Genomic DNA, 16,998 nt, shown 5'->3' on the forward strand with positions numbered 1-16,998 from the left:
GAGACAAGGTAATGCAACGGCCCATAGGGGACTCCAACCCGCACCATGGCATGCACGAGCAGCCCATGATGGTGCTGCTGGTCGATGATCAGGCCATGATCGGCGAGGCCGTGAGACGGGCGCTGAGCGCAGAGAGCGACATCGACTTCCACTTCTGCTCCGACCCGCAGCAGGCACTGAGCGTGGCGCAGCAGATCAAGCCGACGGTGATCCTGCAGGATCTGGTCATGCCCGGCATCGACGGCCTCGAACTGCTCGGCCAATATCGCGCCACCCCGGGCCTGCGCGACGTACCGATCATCGTGCTGTCGACCAAGGAAGATCCCCAGGTCAAGAGCGCCGCCTTCAGCGCAGGCGCCAACGACTATCTGGTCAAGCTGCCGGACGTGATCGAACTGCTGGCACGCATTCGCTACCACTCGCGCTCCTACCTCACCCTGCTGCAGCGCGACGAAGCCTACCGGGCGCTGCGCGAGAGCCAGCAGCAATTGCTCGACACCAACCTGGTGCTGCAGCGGCTGATCAAGTCCGACGGCCTGACCGGCCTGGCCAACCGCCGCTATTTCGATGAGTACCTGGAAATCGAATGGAGCCGCGCCATGCGCGAGCAAAACGAGCTGTCGCTGCTGATGATCGATGTGGACTATTTCAAGGCCTACAACGACCAGTACGGCCATGTGGAAGGTGACGACGTGCTGCGCCGCGTCGGTGACACCCTGCGCGCCAGTTGTTCACGCTCCAGCGACCTGGCCGCACGCTATGGCGGCGAGGAATTCGCCGTGATCATGCCCAGCACCGCAGCCGGCGGTGCGCGCCTGCAGGCCGAGAAGATCCGCCGCGCCGTGGAGGCGCTGGGCATTCCCCATGACCTGCCCACGCCAGGTTCGTCGATCAGCGTCAGCATCGGCCTCGCCACCTTGCGACCGGCGATGGGCAGCGAGCCGCTGAGCCTGGTGATCAAGGCGGACGAAGGGCTCTACCTGGCCAAGCACAGCGGCCGCAACCGCGTCGCGCAGGTCAGCGACCAGGCGTGAGTGCAGTCCCGGATTGCATCCGGGCTACGCCATTGCTGGATGGGCGCAGGCTATTCGGGCGCCCACTCCACGTAGCCTTTGCGGATTTTCTCCTCGATCAGCTTCGCGCGCTCCCTTTCTGCTTTTTCGATGCTGTCGAATGTCTTGATCAGCGTTTGCCCCTTGTTGCCCAGGCGCCCGAAGCAAATGGTTAGCTCATCACCCTGCACCGCGACCTTCCAGAACTTGGCCGAGTTACCTTGCGTGAAACGGAATTCACGCATTTTAAGTTCCATCGGTGCACCAGGATCATGCGGCAAAGCCGTTAGGCATTGCACATCGTCTTCGATACAAGGGGTGGTGACCGACTCTGTGGAAATGGCAGAGTTATCCCTAAGCACGTATTCAATACGCGCAATGACACCCGCCTGGTCACTCAGCCATTGTTTACCGGGTATATCGATGACTTTCCAACCAAAGCTGCGCAATACAGTAGGCTGGAATATGTAGCGCCCACGGACGTCCGCATGGCCTTGGGCGCGCGAGCTGTCCAAGAGAATGCCAAGGGCGTAGCTCTCTCCACTCTCATCGACGATAGCCAAATCACAACGAAACTGAGAGCTACCGACATGCTCATGTACCTGATGGCCACGCTCGCGCAATGCCTTGGCGAGTGCCTCACGCAGAGGGTTGGCAGGCATACGGGTGTCGAAAGAGCGTTGCGCACCGGGGTTGAGCGTGCCGAGAATACTTTGCGCATGCTCGGTTTCCCCACGAGAACTCGCCTCGGCAAATTGTAGAAAGGTCTTGAACGCCACCGCACCGTCATTGTGCGTATTGGTGATCGCTTGCGCATGGATGCTAGTGACCACGCCCATCCGATGACGCGCTCGACTGAAAATGACGTTGAGACGCTTCTCACCGCCGCGCTGGTTGATCGGCCCGAAGTTCATCAACATGCGGCCGTTAGGGCCTGGGCCATAGCAGATGCTAAGTAGAATGATGTCTCGCTCATCGCCCTGGACGTTTTCCAGGTTCTTCACGAACAAGCCATTGAATTGGCCATCGTCTTCGCGCAGATATTCGCGCTCCAGCAACGTGGCGAACTTCTGATCCTTCGCGGCCAGAACATCCAGCGCGTTTTCAATCTCACCTTGCTGCGCCTCGGAGAAGGCAACGATGCCTATGCTCATCCCTGTATCACGCTTGAGTAACTCGCATACGGTCGCAGCGATGACCTCGGCTTCGGCCTGGTTACGACGGTTTTCGTAGACGCCATCGGCCACCTTGAGGAAGCTGATTGGCTTGTCCAGCAAGGCATCGCAGGCAAGGCTCGGCATATTTGGGTCAGCTACCTGCAGATCACCACTTGGCGCGATCCGTTGGTTGATCCGCCGATCGGGAATCGTAATCAAACGCCCTTCGTAGAACGCCGCGTTGGAAAAACTGATGAGCGCTTCATGGCGACTGCGGTAGTGCCATGCCAGCAGTGTTGCCGGCAGATTACGAGCCGCCTGGGTCAGCAAGCTGTCAGCATCCAAAGGAATGGCGACCAACTCGCCATTCTCCTCGACCATGAGCTGATCTTCGTCATCATCGCCGCTGACCGAAAAGAAGTTCGAGGGCGGCAACTGCATTTCATCCCCGACGACCACCGCCTGCCGTGCCCGACTCAAGGCAGGAACGGCTTCCTCATTGGTAATCTGACTGGCTTCATCGAAAATCACGACGTCAAACAGACTGGATTGCAAAGGCAGGGTATCGGATACGGACAGCGGGCTCATAAGCCAGATGGGCTTGAGGTCATTGATTACCCCACCGGTGTCACCACTCGCCAACTCGCGAATGGCGCGATAACGCATGCTCTTGCCGAACTCATGTTCAAGCTCACGACGGCCTTTGGCATAAGACCTTTTGAACGACTTGTCCGCCTCGTCGAGTTGGCTGTTCACAAGCGTGGAACGCTTGACCTGCTCGAGAAAGTTCTGCTGCTGCGTGGCTTTGATGATCTGAGCATTCAAACGTAGTAAATCGCGTTCGGCGACACTGATTAGATTCACCGCCTCGGTCAACTCACGCTCATCAAACCTGGCCAATGCCGGGTCGAGTCGGTAAACGCGTGCAAGCGACTCCGCCGCAATTAGCGCTTCCAGCTCATCACGCCCCATTGCGTGCGTCTGCAACGCAGTGACATAAGTGGGGTCGGCGCCATGCAGTTCACGCAGCAAGGGTATCCAGTCCGGCAACGCTTCAAGATCTTCACGTAGGTCGCGCAGGAACTCGCCAAGCTCACCCAGCGTTAGCTGTGTACCAGCCACGACTTCTCGCAACTGTTCCTCTAGCGACGCAAAAGCCCGTGCCGCACTCAATGCCCGCTGCGCCTGCCTGGCTCTATCGGCGCTACTGGCAGCCAGGCTCTTGAGCCAATCACGCAACAGAGTAGACATCTCCATGGCCTGCGTGACCTGACTCAAGGCCGTCATCAACTGGTCACTGCTGGTGACGCCGTAGCTCGTTGCCAACACCCTTTCGGCCTTGGCGGTAGCGGCCTCAGCACTGTGAACCACGACGAGCTTTTCCAATAAGCTGCGATAGCTCGGAGCAATGGCATGCTGACTGAAGTCATAGCGCCTGTGCAATTCACGACGCAAACGCCACCATGCGGGCTTGAAGAAACGCAGCAGCGAATCCCCAACTTGCTCTTCCAGCGCCAAGGCGGCCCTGGTGTCCTCCTCGCTCAAGCGTTCACGCCAGTGAAGCGCATGTTCTTGCACTTGCTGCTGTTCAGCCATGAGCGCTTGCACGGCACTCCATCGCTCATGCAATGTTTGCCGTGCCCGCGAATGCTCATCGAGCAGATCCAGGTTGGCAATCAGGTTGGCATCCACCAACCGCGCCAGGGCCTGGGCCACCGCCTGCCCATTGGCCAAGGAGGTGTCTGCCATGAACAAGCTACCTGGTTCATCCATGTAGCTCTCGAGCGTATCGAGCAAGGGTGTCGACTTGTCGAGGAACGCCGAGAGGCGACCATAGACCTCCTCACCCTGCAGCGCTTGAGCACATAGTTGGCTGAATGGGTGGGACGCGAAATTGACCAGGCCGAACGATTCCCACAGTCGTGCATTCAGTCGCTCGGTCAGCTCTCGATTCGCGTCCCAAACAGCCCAGTTCGGCAGACGCTCACGAGCCGCAGCCCCCACCTCGACAGGCACCTGCGGCAGCATGATCAGACGCTGGATCAATTGCCGTACACTGCTACCGATCTGTGAGGTGCTATCACTCATCGCCCGATCGAAACATTCGATCTTGCTCAGCGACTCTCTCATCCGTTCGAGTGCGGTATTGCGCCGTGCTTCGAGCACCTCGCGGTTATGCGGAGTGCTCAACCAACCTTCGTAGCAATCGCGCAGATTTCCGATGAACGCCTTCTTGTCGGTTTGCGAGTCATGGATCAGACAGCACAGATCATCCAGACCGTTCTGCTGCAGTCGGTGGAAGACCACGTCGAGCGCTGCACGCTTTTCGCAGACGAACAGCACCCGCTGCCCACGCCCGGCATAATCGGCAATCAGGTTGGTAATGGTTTGCGACTTGCCCGTGCCAGGAGGTCCCTGAATGATGAAGCTGCGCCCAGTACGGGCCAGGCTGACCGCCGCATTCTGCGTCGCGTCGGCGGCGACCACGTTCCACTGCTGATCCAACGCAATGGGCGGCGGAGCATCGACCTCAACCTCTCGCGGCTCGATGGAAAACATGCGATCAAAGCCGTCGTTGGCCGCTGCCTCATCGAGCAGTTGTGCGTAGTCACGCACCAGGGACATCTTCTTGTAGTTGAAGTTGGCCAGCGTGACCTGAGTCAGGTCTATGTCCCACGCATACCTGTGCCCTTCACTCTCGGACAGGCTGTATGTCGCGCTATCGGCGCTCTGCCCATTGGCAACTGCATGCTGAGGGGCATCCGGCCCGACCGGCCGCACGCCAATGGCGTCACGCAATGGCGACTTCACAGGCTCGACCCACTGACAGAACAACGCCAGCCCCAGAGGCCGATAGTCATTGCGATCGTAACTGAAGTCCGGACGCAGCATGATCGAAGATGAAAATGCCCTGCCGCGCTTGCGATGAAACTGCTGCAAGCGTTGCACCGCCTTCTGGTGAATCAACTTGATAGCCGGTTTGCTCTGTAACCGTAGCTCGACGTTCGGTTCACTCTGATGAATCTGCTGACTGATATCAGCATGCAGATCAGCGATAGACACCTTCTGCAGGTCGATGGTTTCGGGTAGCTGGATATCATAGAGCTGGCGCAGTTGATGACGCAGCACCGGATTGAACTCGGCTATCGACTCCTCGCACTTCAATACATATTGATCTTTGACCCCCTTTTTCCTGACCAGCTCCACCGGCAACCACAACAAGGGAGAAAGGATCCGCTCGTCGGCATTGTCCTTGAGGTTGTGCCAGTGCATGAAGGCGACCACCAGGCGCAAGTTGCTGAACCCGTACTCGGCACGATCACGTCGCATGTCCTGGATCAGTTTATCCAGATGACTGGAAAGAAAGGGTTGCTCCTGAAAGCGCAGCCACTTATGCAGGCTGACTGCCTTGCCACTCAGAGCCTGTGAGGCGAAGCTGCCACCCCAGGTACAGAGTTGATCGGCGCGAATGCTCTGAATATTCATGACCATCGGCACACTGGCAATGGTCAAATTGACGTTGGCCAAGGTTGGGCGGAAGTACAGCAGGCGATTGCGTCGCGACAGGTCGAACAGACGATCACGCAAGTGTTCCAGCACCAGCAAACGTCGACTGCTCGGTTCTTTGACACCATTGAGCACACTCTCGACATCACGCCCCAGCGGCTGATCACGCCAGCTCTCCAAACGGCGAATGATCGAACCCAGGTCGCTGGCGCGTTGATGACGGTTGAGTTCGGTCATCTCGACGATGATGCTGGCCAGCACTGGATTGAGCTGATCGACCAACATGAAAAGGTTGGTACGGTGCTGAACGAAGTCACGCAGATCCTGAGCATGGCGAAAATCCAGGCCACAGGCCAGACACGCCAGAATCTGTCCCATCAGGAAGATATCCGTCACCTGATCATGATGGCCGATCAACAACTCCCAGGAGCGGAATCTGGGTACGAACACTGGCTTGTCGATGTCCCCATGCTCACTCTCCATGATCCGCAGATCCTCCACGCTCACGCCGAACTCGGAATCTCGAGTGAGGCGTAGGTCGCCGACGATGTTCAGCGCAGAACCGTGGGAGGGCTGCACCTGCTGCAAACGCTCTGTGGCATAGCTGGGCTCGAGCCCGACGGGATTACGCAGGCACAGTAAACCCTGGGCGTTACACAACACCGAGCCGGCGTCCAGATGCGCTACGAAGCCACTGTCGTGTAGACGGGCAGTCTCACGCATCAAAGGCAGGATCATGTGCAATACATCATCGATGGATGGCTGGACATCCTCCTGCTCAGACAGCAGATCTCCCAGCGTCCGTTCAGCTACTTGCCCAGTCATGCGCTGATTCCTTCCTTCAACTGTCTGGTAAGTGTGTTCAGCTCACGTCGACTCAATTGCAGATCGCGCTTGAGTATTCTCATGAATCCCGCTTGGCGATCTTGCTCGTGAGCGATATTGGCGGCCCGTAACAGCCCAGGCTCACGCAACTCCTCATCGGCCAGCGCCAGATCCAGCAGCACGTAGTGCAAGTACTCCTGAACGCTGGAGTCAATGCACTCATTATTCAGCGTGGACAGTTCTAGGGGCGGGGAGTCGTCGCACCAGTCAGGAAAGAACTGGCGCACTTGAGTCATGACCCGCTCGGAACGCAGGTCATGGTGCTGGAGAAAGTGGGCGATCAGACCACGAGTGATCTCGTACAGAGCCACCTGCCCCATCAGATCCAGGCTTGCCAGACGCAACGGGCCTCTCAAGCGCTTGTTCAGCCAATGATCCAGTTGCTCATCCCGGCGCCACCACTTGTCGATTGCCTGAGAGCGCATGAAGAACTCCGGATGAGAAAACTCCAGAGATGCTTGCTCATCCTTGCTGTCGATCTCCTGTGCCTGCTTCAGGTAGGCATCGACATCGACATCGGTGATGCCTGTGTGCACCTTGACCAACATGGCAATTGCAGCCTTCGGACAGTTGGCCGCAAGCGCGGCACCTCGGTCTGCGTACAGCTCGGTATGCAAAGCGTAAAGACGTGCCGTTTCGCTGTAACAGGGGCTATCGCGCTCCTCCGCCGAGCTGTGACCGAGCACACGATCAGCCACCAGATATTCGCCGTCATACTTGGACCAAAGGTGGTAATGAGCCAGTTCGTGACCAAGCAGGGCAAGCAGCTCGTTGTCTTGCAAACGCTCGATAACGGGGCCTTGTAGGACAATATGGGCCTCGCCAGGCAAGTAATGCAACGTGGCGTTCATACCCGCGCCGCTCGCCTGGTAAAGGGTGACAGATACGTCGAGTTGCAGCCTTTGTACAGCCTGCTGGCAGAGATCGTAGACGGCTGTATGACTCGCGGGCATCAATCGATAGGTGTCGCGTAGCAGATCAGCGCGAACCTCTTCGCTGTGCTGCTCCTTTACCACTAGCGAGGTGGCCCAGGCCCACACTTCAGGCTCTCTATCCTTCAGGAAGGACATAACTTCGGTCTGATAGGGCAGAGGGCTGAGCTCGCCGGCCTGTACCGATGCAGTAGTAGTCATTTTGAGCCATCCCTGTGCATGAATGATCGTGGGTTTATATCACGTTGCAGAAGCTACCAAGGACGGCATCGGCCTCGCCACCCTGCGCCCAGCGATGGGCAGCGACCAGGCGTGAGTGCAGCCCCGGACTGCATCCGGGCTACGCCATTGCTGGATGGGCGCAGGCTATTCGGGCGCCCACTTTGCGGACTTTCTCCTCGATCAGCTTCGCCCGTCGCAGCGCCTCAAGCGCGTCGGCTCTGCCACGCAGCCGCCAGGCCGCTCAGGCAGATGATGACGATACCGATCAGCGCGGTGGCGTCCGGTGTGTGCTGGAACACCAGCCAGCCCAGCAGCCCGGCGAAGACGATCTGCACGTAGCCGAAGGGCGCCAGCAACGCCGGTGCGGCATGGCGGAAGGCGTGGGTCAGCAGCAGGTGAGCGCCCATGCCGCAACCGCCCAGGGCCAGCATCATCAGGCCATGAGTGAGGCTCGGCACCTCCCAGACGAAGGGCACCAGCAGGCTCATCACCAGGGTATTGACCAGGCCGGCGAAGAAGTTGCTGGTGGTGGCGCTGTCCACACCGCTCAGACGGCGAGTGAGGATCTGGTAGAGGCTGAAGCACAGTGCCGCACTCAGCGGCAGCAATACCGCCGGGGTGAACAGGCTGCCGCCCGGATGAACGATGACCAGCACGCCGATGAAGCCGATGATCACCGCCACCCACTGGCCGACGCTGACCCGTTCGCCCAGCAAGGGCACCGACAGCGCCGTGACCAGCAGCGGCGCGAGGAAGATCACCGAGGTCGCCTCGGCCAGCGGAATGAACATCAGCCCCGTGGTGAACAACAGGCTGACCCCCAGCAGGCACAACGCCCGCAACACCTGTAGCCCCGGACGCTTGGTGCGCAACACGCGCAGCCCGGACTGCGGCAGGAAGATCCCGGCCATCAGCAGGGTATGCACCAGATAACGCGCCCAGACGATGAGGATGATCGGGTAGAAACCCGACAGGTACTTGGACATGGTGTCGTGACTGGCGAACAGAAAAGTCGCCAATACCATCAGGCCGATGCCCTTGAGGGGATGATTGGCGCCGGATAACGGGGTGAGGCTCATGAAATACCTGGGGACAGTGCGCAAGGCGCAAGAAAGATAGCAAGGTAACTAACTATACACCGGCCCTCCCCTCGGGCGCGCGGGTCAACCGACCGAACACCCTTGCCTGACGGCCATAGGCAAGACCATCAGGTCTGACCCGCGGCGCTCCCTTCGCTATGCCAGGGACTACGATGCCATGCGCTGGACTCGCCACAGATACAGGAAGCCGGCCACGATGGGCCGGCGTCAAGGCGGAGCGAGAGCGATGGCTGCTGGCCTCCAGAGCGACAATGTCATGTCGTTTCAAGCTGGTTATCTGTACCCTACTGGCCTCGTAAAACGTGTTTGAACTGCGCAAGACCAGCCTCCGCCTTCGGCGAATCACCGACAGAACCTGGCGCGCATCAGGATTCAGGGAACCACTATGAGCAGTGCCAAAAGAGGCAATCTGACGCGTTCCAGCCCATCAGAGCCGGCCGCCGCTTCCAGAAAGAAAGACAAGACCGAAGCAGCCACTGCGCCTCGCGTGTCACGCCGTAAAACAGAAGCCTCCACCGCGACCCAAAAGACGCCTCGCCCGGCCATGAACCGCGGCAAGGCGACCTTCGACAAACTGGTCAGAGCCGCCGCCGAGTTACTCGCCACGACAGGCTTCGAGAAACTCACCTCGAACGCGATCTGCAGCCAGGCAGGCGTCACGCCACCGACCTTTTACCACTACTTCAAGGACAAGTACGAAGTCCTCGAAGAGCTGGCCGACCAGCTTCTCGGCAAACAGAACGAAGCTTTTGCCAGTTGGCTCGAAGAATATGCAGCAGGCCAACAACTCGCCCCAACACAGGCCATGGTCGAGCGCTGGTTCTTCACCGTGGCGGACTTCGTGGCGCAGGAACCGGGAGGCATCTGGACGATAAGAGCCCTGCGCGCCTTGCCAAACCTCAGCCATGTCAGGCTCGACTGGCAACGCCGCTACACCGAACAGATCTTCGAGGTGGTTCGCCGCTTCGTCGATCAAAGCCAGTGGCCACAGCTCTGGAGCCGTATCCGTATCGTGGTGGAGTTCAGCTACGTCGTCGATGAACTGATCTACGAAGAAGACAGAATCACGCGTGACACCACCATTCGGGAAGCAGCACGCATGATCCATGCACTGCTAGCCAGTCTCACGGACTGAACACCTCAGAGATCGAGCATCAGCCGCGCACTCGCGGCACGCGAGCAACAGGGGGTGAAGCAGTCGTGCCTGTCCCGCTCCGCATCCGTGAGAAACGAGTCTCGATGCTCCAGGCGGCCATCGAGAACGCGGGTCACACAGGTGCCGCAAAACCCCGACTCGCACGACAACGGCAGCTCGACACCCAGCTCGAGCAAAACCGATGCGACCGACCTGTCAGCGGGTACGACATGCACACCACCGGTTCTTTTCAGCTCGATCTCGAAGGCGCTGTTTACCTCTCCCTGCTGGCCGCAAGCTGCACCGAATGACTCGTGGTGGATGCGTTCGGACGCCCATCCCAAGGATCGAGCAGCACCGATGACCCTGTCCATGAACCCTTGCGGCCCACACACGTAGAGATGGGCGGTCTCGACATGGGGCGTCAATACCGACGGCAGATCCAGTTGCTGGGACGCATCGCCCTCATCGAAGTGACAGAACGTCTTGCCCCCAAAGCGTGATGTGCGCAGGCGCGCCAGGAATGCAGCACGCTCTTGCGCTCGCGCACAGTAGTGCAGGGCGAACTGGCCGTGGGTGTTGCTCAACTGCTCAGCCATGGCGAGCATCGGCGTGATGCCAATGCCCCCCGCGAACAACAGGGAGCAAGCAGCCGGTTGCAGCGGGAAAAGGTTGCGCGGGGTGCTGATCTGCAACAGATCCCCTTCCCGCACCTGCGCGTGCATGGCTGCGGAACCGCCACGCGATTGCGTTGCGTGCAACACCGCGATGACATAGCGGTGGGAGTCGGCGGGGTCGTTGCAGAGCGAGTACTGACGGACGGTGCCCCCCGGTATGAACACATCGATGTGTGCACCTGCGGTGAAAGGCGGCAGTTCCCCGCCCTGCTCATCTGCCAGCTCGAACAGGCAGATATCCCTGGTTTCATGGCTCTTGCGGGTCACACGAACCCACAGACTCTCTGGTTGGGCATACATGGGCGACAGGCCTCACTGCGCGCGCTTGATTGCGACGGGCATGGCCGCGAACTGGCGCATCAGCGACATGGGCAACAGTGAGTAGTGTTCACCAACCCGTTCGATCTCCACGCCAGGCGCAGTGACGGCCTCGATCACCGACTCGATGAGCAACTGCGCCACACCACGCCCCATGCACATGCGTGTACCGCCACCGAAGGTAGTGGCACCACGTGGCGAGCGGCTGAGGTCATAGACATCTGGCCCGGCATAGACCTCGGGATCCCGATTGCCTGCGCCCCACATCATCACCACCTGCGTCCCCTTGGGAATCAGCACCCCTTCGAACAGAAAGTCTTCCAGGGCATAACGCTGGGACAACGTCAGAGGCGGATCGAGGCGTAGCCCTTCGCTGGCGGCACTGGCGATCAAAGAGGGTTCATGGCGTAGCCGCTCGAGCGAGTCAGGGTTGCTCAGCAGCCGATAGACGCAGTTGGCCGCCCCCACTCCCGCCGTGTGGAAACCGTCGAACAGGTTCGAGGCGACCAACATTCCAACGCTCTCAGGCAACTCATCCGCAGGCGCCTGCACGGACGAAGTCACTGCAGTGAAATCGGCAGCAATGGTGTTGAGCAGATCGTTATTGCCTCTTTCCAACGCTCGCTCGACAGCGTCGGATACGATGGACATGTATTCGCCCATCGCCTGGCCTGCCATCTCGAGGTCACCCTGGGACATGAGGATGTTGAACATCGGCACGATACCGTGCATCAGTTCGACGATACGCTTCTCTTCCTGTGCCGTGAGATCGATCAATACCCCCCAGAATCGAGCGGCAACCAGCCCGGCGAAATCATCGACAAAGTCGATTCGCCCTCGATTCACCACCGAATCCAGCAGATCCTTGACGATACCGCGCATGATGGGCGCATAACGCTCGATGTTGCTGCCCATCAGGTGGCGCCCCAGCACGTTGCGGTATGCACGATGCAAGGGAGGGTTGAGCGTGAAGATCTGGTTCTGCAGATAACGCGCGAGTATCGCTGCGTGATGACGAACTTCGTCTTCCTTTCCGTCATCCGCCTGCGCGCTGTAGAACGCCTGCTGCGCGAGCATCGCAGCGGGCGTATTGCCCGTCAGCGCCGGGTGAATCATCAGGCTGCGCAAGTGACGATTGCGAAATACGGCCAGTTTCAACGGACCGAATCCCTCGACCTTCATAAGCCCGAGCCCAGGATCGGCGAACAGCTCGGGATACACCGCCGCGAAGCCGTCCTCCTCGGTGAAGAAGGGCACGAAGGAAGGAAGATCGGCCAGTGCTTTCAGGTTTACTTGCTGAGTATCCGTAGACATTTCACGACTCCGGTAGTGGTCAGAGGGCGTTACATCCGCGAGAAGTCGAAGAGGCTGGTCAGGCGCATGCCCAGATCCAGATCCCCCTCTGCCTTCAGCTTCCTGAGCATCAAGCCCATGGCGGGATTCAGTTTTCCCTTGAGCAACTCCGTGAGGTTCTGCTCGGAAAGGGTGACCACCAGATCGGCACTCGGCGCAGTGCCGGCCGTCACGGTGCAGGTGCCATCGGCGATGCTGACGTAAGTCGCTTCATCGGTGACGAACTGGATGACACAGGACAAAGAGCCCGCTGCGCTCGCGTTGAATACCGTGGGGAGCTGGTTGAGCAATTTCGTGGAAGACATGGGAGAACCTCGACATGGCCTGTTGTATTTGTATAGCTAAAGCTACATTCAAAGTATAGTTATTACTATACGTAAAATGAAATTTTTCCGTCTCGCGGGTACGAAAGCGCAGTCGGAAAAGATGCTCAGGGCTCGCCGTGCAGACGAAGAAGGGCAGCAGGCTCACGCCTGAAATGGGAGGTATTGCGGTACAGAACGAAAAAAGCCGGCCACGATGGGCCGGCTGAGGACGGAGCGCGGGGCGTCAGGCGTTACTGCAGCGCGCGCGGGCGTGCATTGCGCTGTTCGGCATCCGGTGCCGGGGCCTTCTGCAACTGGAAGTCGAATTTCACCTCGGCGAAACGGTTGCCCTGGAAGCCATGGTCACGGGCGGCAGCTTCGCTCTCGACGAAGTTGATATCGCCGATCAGGCCATCGCGGGTGGCGTAGGCGAAGTCGTCCCACAGGTACTCGTCACCGGCCAGGTTGACCTGCGTGGTCAGGTGACGATAGCCGGGCGCGGAGATGAAGAAGTGAATGTGCGCCGGGCGGTTGCCGTGACGACCGAGCAGGTTGAGCACTTCCTGAGTGGTGCCGTCGGGCGGGCAGCCGTAGCCGGACGGCACGATGCTGCGCGCGCGGTAGCGGCCTTCGCTGTCGGTGACGATGCGCCGACGCAGGTTGAACTCGCTCTGGCTGGAGTCGAAGTAGGAATAGGTGCCCTTGGTATTGGCGTGCCACAGGTCAACCACAGCGCCGACGACCGGCTTGCCTTCGGCATCTAGCACCTGGCCATGCAGGTACATCGGCGTGCCCGGATCGGTGCCGTCGTCCATCCGCGCCTCGCCCTCGCTCATCGGCGCGCCAGCCACATACAGCGGGCCTTCGATGGTACGCGGGGTGCCGCCGAGCAGGCCGGCGGCTTCGTCCTGCGCATCGAGCAGCAGGTCGAGGTAGTGCTCCAGCCCCAGGCCGGCCACCAGCAGGCCAGCTTCGCTACGGGCGCCCATGCGGTTGAGGTAATCCACCGCCTTCCAGAACTCCTCGGTGGTCACTTCCATATCCTCGATGAGACGGATGCTGTCCATCAGGATGCGGTTGACCAGCGCCTTCATGCGCGGGCTGCCCTGGTCGTTGTCGAGGCCGCTGACCTCCTTGAAGAATTTCTGCACGCTTTCGGTATGCGACAGTTTGATGCTCATGATTATTTCCTCATCTTGTTTTTATCGACTGGAAGATTGATCAGCGATCGTCCTGGTGGATCGAAGACGGGTGGCGGCACAGGCCGTTCACCTCGATGTCCATGTAGGGGAACAGCGGCAACTGCATGAGGGTATCGTGCAGTTCCTCGACACTGGCGAGGTCGAAGACGCTGTAATTGGCGTAGTGCCCGGCAATGCGCCACAGGTGGCGCCACTTGCCCTCGCGCTGCAGACGCTGCGCCAGTTCTTTCTCGTCGGCCTTGAGCTTGGCGGCCTGGGCGGGATCCATGTCGACCGGCAATTTCACGGTCATCTTCACGTGGAACAGCTTATTGGCTTGCCTCCTTCAGGCAGGGTCAGGAACGGCGGAAGCGCGACAGGCGCTCCTCGTCGAGGGTCAGGCCGATACCCGGCAGGCGCGGCACGTGCAACTGGAAGTCACGGTACAGCGGCGGCTCGGTGACGATGTCTTCGGTCAGCAGCAGCGGGCCGAACAGTTCGGTGTCCCAGGCCAGCTTGTTCAGAGTGATGAAAGCATGGGCCGAGGCCAGAGTGCCGACGCTGCCCTCTAGCATGGTGCCGCCGTACAGGCCGATACCGGCCGCCTCGGCGATGCTGGCGGTGCGCAGCACGGCACGCGGGCCACCATTCTTGGCGATCTTCAGGGCGAACACCGGAGCGGCGCCGTCACGAGCCAGGTTGAAGGCGTCTTCCACGCACTCGATGGATTCGTCGGCCATGATCGGCGCCAGACTGGACTGATTCAGTCGCACCTGGCCGCCGCGGTTGTGACGCGAGATCGGCTGTTCGATCAGATCAATGCCGTTGTCACCGAGGATGCGACAGGCGCGCAACGCCACCGCCTCGTCCCAGGCCTGGTTGACATCGACACGCACGCTGGCGCGCTCGCCCAGAGCCTTTTTGATGGCGATGACATGAGCCAGATCCCTGTTCACCTCGCCGGCACCGATCTTCAGTTTGAAGATGCGGTGGCGGCGGGCTTCGAGCATCTGCTCAGCCTCACTGATGTCCTTACGGGTGTCGCCGCTGGCCAGGGTCCAGGCCACTTCCAGACTGTCGCGCACGCGACCGCCGAGAATCTCGCTGACCGGCAGGCCGAGGCGCTTGCCCTGAGCGTCGAGCAGCGCGGTTTCCACCGCCGAACGGGCGAAGGTGTTGCCCTTCACCACCCGATCGATGCGCTGCATGCATGCGTTGATGTTGCTGGCGTCCTGACCGATCAGCAGCGGCGCGAAGTGACGATCCAGGTTGACCTTGATGCTGTCCGGGCTCTCGTTGCCATAGGACAGGCCACCGATGGTGGTGGCCTCGCCGATGCCCTCGATGCCGTCGGCGCAACGCAGGCGCAGGATCACCAGAGTCTGGTTCTGCATGGTGTGCATCGCCAGCTTGTGCGGGCGGATGGTCGGCAGGTCGACGATGATCGCTTCGAGCGACTCGATCGCGGCGTGGCTCATTTCAATACCCATCAGGTTGTTGTTATCCATGACCCGATATTGATACCGCCTTTACAGAGGTTCCAATATTGATTTTGTCTGCAACAATACCCTACAGGTATCGTCACCCCTGAAGGACAACCGCCCATGGAGCTTCGCCATCTGCGCTATTTCCAGGCGCTCGCCGAAACCCTCAACTTCACCCGCGCCGCCGAACGCCTGCACATAGCCCAACCGCCGCTGAGCCGGCAGATCCAGCAACTGGAAGACGAGCTGGGCGTGGCCCTGATCGAACGTGGCCGCCCCCTGCGCCTGACCGAGGCAGGGCGCTTCTTCCACGAGCACTCCAGTGCCCTGCTGGAACAACTGGGCAAGGTCTGCGACAGCACCCGGCGCATCGGCTCGGGCGAAAAGGCCTGGCTCGGCATCGGTTTCGCCCCGTCCACCCTCTATGGCGTGCTGCCGGAACTGATCCGCCGCCTGCGCAGCGATGCCGGACTGGAACTGGGCCTGTCGGAAATGACCACGCTACAGCAAGTGGAGGCGCTCAAGGCCGGGCGCATCGACATCGGCTTCGGCCGCATTCATATCGATGACGCCGCCGTGCAGCAGCAAGTGCTGAGGCTCGACCCGCTGGTCGCCGCCCTGCCCGCCGGGCATCCGCTGCTGCCGGGACCGGTGAGCCTGGCCGAACTGGCCCGCGAGCCGTTCGTGCTGTATCCGGGCAATCCGCGCCCGAGCTACGCCGATCATGTACTGACGCTGTTCGCCACCCATGGCCTGCAAATCCGCGTGGCGCAGTGGACGAACGAGCTGCAGACGGCCATCGGCCTGGTCGCCGCCGGCATCGGCATCACCCTGGTGCCGGCCTCGGTGCAGGTGCTGCACCGCGACGACATCGACTACGCGCCGCTGCAGGAAGCGCAGGCCACCTCGCCCATCATCATCAGCCGCCGCGTCGGCGAGGCCGCGCCAGCGCTGCAACATTGCCTGGCGCTGGTGGATGAGCTGTCGCGCGCACGCGATAGCTGACGGCACAGGAAGAAAAAAGCCCGCAAGGAGGGAAACGGGCATGAAAGAGACCCTCTGCCCTACTGCAACGGCGAAAACGCCGCCGGTAGATAGAGGGTGGAATGCATTTCGCGCAGTTGCGGCCCGGAGTTTTCCGGCGGCCAGACGCCGTCGGCGACGGCGCGGGTGCGCACGTCCAGGCGTTGTGCCTGGGTCGCGTAGGGCCAGATATGCAGGTAGCGCGGAGTACGCCCGTCGGTGGCGAAGAAGGCCGCGTAAACCGCCGAGTAACCCGCGCTGGTACGCGGGCCGATGGCTTTTTCCCAACCCGCCATGGTCGGCGCCAAGCCGGAGGGAATCAGGTTGTATTCGCGCAGTTCGTAGAACGGTCCGTGCTTGCCAGGCGCCAGCGGTTCGAGGAAGGGGAATAGCGTGTAGTTCTCCACCTTCATATCGAGCATGAAGGCTTCGATGCCAAAGGCATCCGCTGCCTGAAGGAAACGCTCACGTTCCGTTTGCCGCGCCACTTCGTCACGGAAACCACGCAACACGGCGATCTGGTTCAGCGGGCCGATTTCGGATGACCAGCAGCCCATCAGCACGCAGCCATCGCGCGTCTCGCCGAGGGTTTCGCGCAGGCGTTTCAGGGCTTCGGCCGGGGTGCGCACGCGTAGGGTGAAGGTGATCAGTTCGTAGAGTCGCATGG

13 protein-coding genes are annotated in these 16,998 nt (G+C 60.4%); 3 read left to right on the forward strand and 10 right to left on the reverse strand.

The genetic code is table 11. The features are described from left to right. The first annotated feature begins 11 nt into the window (after positions 1-11). The gene (locus ACSVIK_RS16845; protein WP_442445401.1) at positions 12-1,034 is read left to right on the forward strand and encodes a diguanylate cyclase; all 1,023 of its coding nucleotides are present in this window, start codon (positions 12-14) and stop codon (positions 1,032-1,034) included. A 50-nt stretch (positions 1,035-1,084) separates the two neighbouring features. Here the strand turns inward: ACSVIK_RS16845 and ACSVIK_RS16850 are convergent, their stop codons facing one another. The 3 genes from ACSVIK_RS16850 to ACSVIK_RS16860 all read right to left on the reverse strand — a co-directional run bounded on the left by ACSVIK_RS16850 (position 1,085) and on the right by ACSVIK_RS16860 (position 8,834). Then, a complete protein-coding gene (locus tag ACSVIK_RS16850) occupies positions 1,085-6,541 on the reverse strand; it encodes an AAA domain-containing protein (RefSeq protein ID WP_442445402.1) in 5,457 nt (1,818 codons plus the stop codon). Continuing rightward, positions 6,538-7,734, reverse strand: coding sequence for a M48 family metalloprotease (locus tag ACSVIK_RS16855; protein ID WP_442445403.1), 1,197 nt, complete (start codon positions 7,732-7,734; stop codon positions 6,538-6,540). The genes ACSVIK_RS16850 and ACSVIK_RS16855 overlap by 4 nt, the downstream gene beginning before the upstream one ends. 224 nt (positions 7,735-7,958) lie before the next feature. After that, the gene (locus ACSVIK_RS16860; protein ID WP_442445404.1) at positions 7,959-8,834 is read right to left on the reverse strand and encodes a DMT family transporter; all 876 of its coding nucleotides are present in this window, start codon (positions 8,832-8,834) and stop codon (positions 7,959-7,961) included. 406 nt (positions 8,835-9,240) lie between these two features. Here ACSVIK_RS16860 and ACSVIK_RS16865 point away from each other — a divergent pair, with 406 nt between their 5' ends. Further along, a complete protein-coding gene (locus ACSVIK_RS16865; protein WP_442445405.1) occupies positions 9,241-9,990 on the forward strand; it encodes a TetR/AcrR family transcriptional regulator in 750 nt (249 codons plus the stop codon). Positions 9,991-9,995: 5 nt separating this feature from the next. Here the strand turns inward: ACSVIK_RS16865 and ACSVIK_RS16870 are convergent, their stop codons facing one another. From ACSVIK_RS16870 to ACSVIK_RS16895, 6 genes are all read right to left on the reverse strand, one after another. Next, complete coding sequence (locus ACSVIK_RS16870) at positions 9,996-10,967, reverse strand: PDR/VanB family oxidoreductase (protein WP_442445406.1); 972 nt, start codon at positions 10,965-10,967, stop codon at positions 9,996-9,998. A 12-nt stretch (positions 10,968-10,979) separates the two neighbouring features. Further along, positions 10,980-12,299, reverse strand: coding sequence for a cytochrome P450 (locus ACSVIK_RS16875; protein WP_442445407.1), 1,320 nt, complete (start codon positions 12,297-12,299; stop codon positions 10,980-10,982). A gap of 29 nt (positions 12,300-12,328) precedes the next feature. Continuing rightward, positions 12,329-12,643: an SCP2 sterol-binding domain-containing protein gene (locus ACSVIK_RS16880; RefSeq protein ID WP_442445408.1), complete on the reverse strand. Its 315-nt coding sequence runs from the start codon at positions 12,641-12,643 to the stop codon at positions 12,329-12,331. Between the two features lie 251 nt (positions 12,644-12,894). Continuing rightward, entirely contained in the window at positions 12,895-13,824 is a 930-nt protein-coding gene (gene catA, locus ACSVIK_RS16885) for a catechol 1,2-dioxygenase (protein WP_442445409.1), read from the reverse strand. Between the two features lie 40 nt (positions 13,825-13,864). Beyond that, positions 13,865-14,152, reverse strand: coding sequence for a muconolactone Delta-isomerase (catC, locus tag ACSVIK_RS16890; RefSeq protein ID WP_442445444.1), 288 nt, complete (start codon positions 14,150-14,152; stop codon positions 13,865-13,867). Between the two features lie 28 nt (positions 14,153-14,180). Next, entirely contained in the window at positions 14,181-15,302 is a 1,122-nt protein-coding gene (locus ACSVIK_RS16895; protein ID WP_442445445.1) for a muconate cycloisomerase family protein, read from the reverse strand. A gap of 126 nt (positions 15,303-15,428) precedes the next feature. On the opposite strand from ACSVIK_RS16895, the gene ACSVIK_RS16900 reads away from it, so the two are divergent. Continuing rightward, a complete protein-coding gene (locus ACSVIK_RS16900; protein ID WP_442445410.1) occupies positions 15,429-16,313 on the forward strand; it encodes a LysR family transcriptional regulator in 885 nt (294 codons plus the stop codon). Positions 16,314-16,372: 59 nt separating this feature from the next. Here ACSVIK_RS16900 and ACSVIK_RS16905 read toward each other — a convergent pair whose 3' ends face one another. Next, positions 16,373-16,996 carry an NIPSNAP family protein gene (locus tag ACSVIK_RS16905; protein WP_442445411.1) on the reverse strand — a complete coding sequence of 208 codons (624 nt, stop codon included), beginning with the start codon at positions 16,994-16,996 and terminating at the stop codon, positions 16,373-16,375. Positions 16,997-16,998: the final 2 nt, after the last annotated feature.

Source organism: Pseudomonas sp. NCHU5216, assembly GCF_052156495.1.
Lineage (GTDB): Bacteria > Pseudomonadota > Gammaproteobacteria > Pseudomonadales > Pseudomonadaceae > Aquipseudomonas.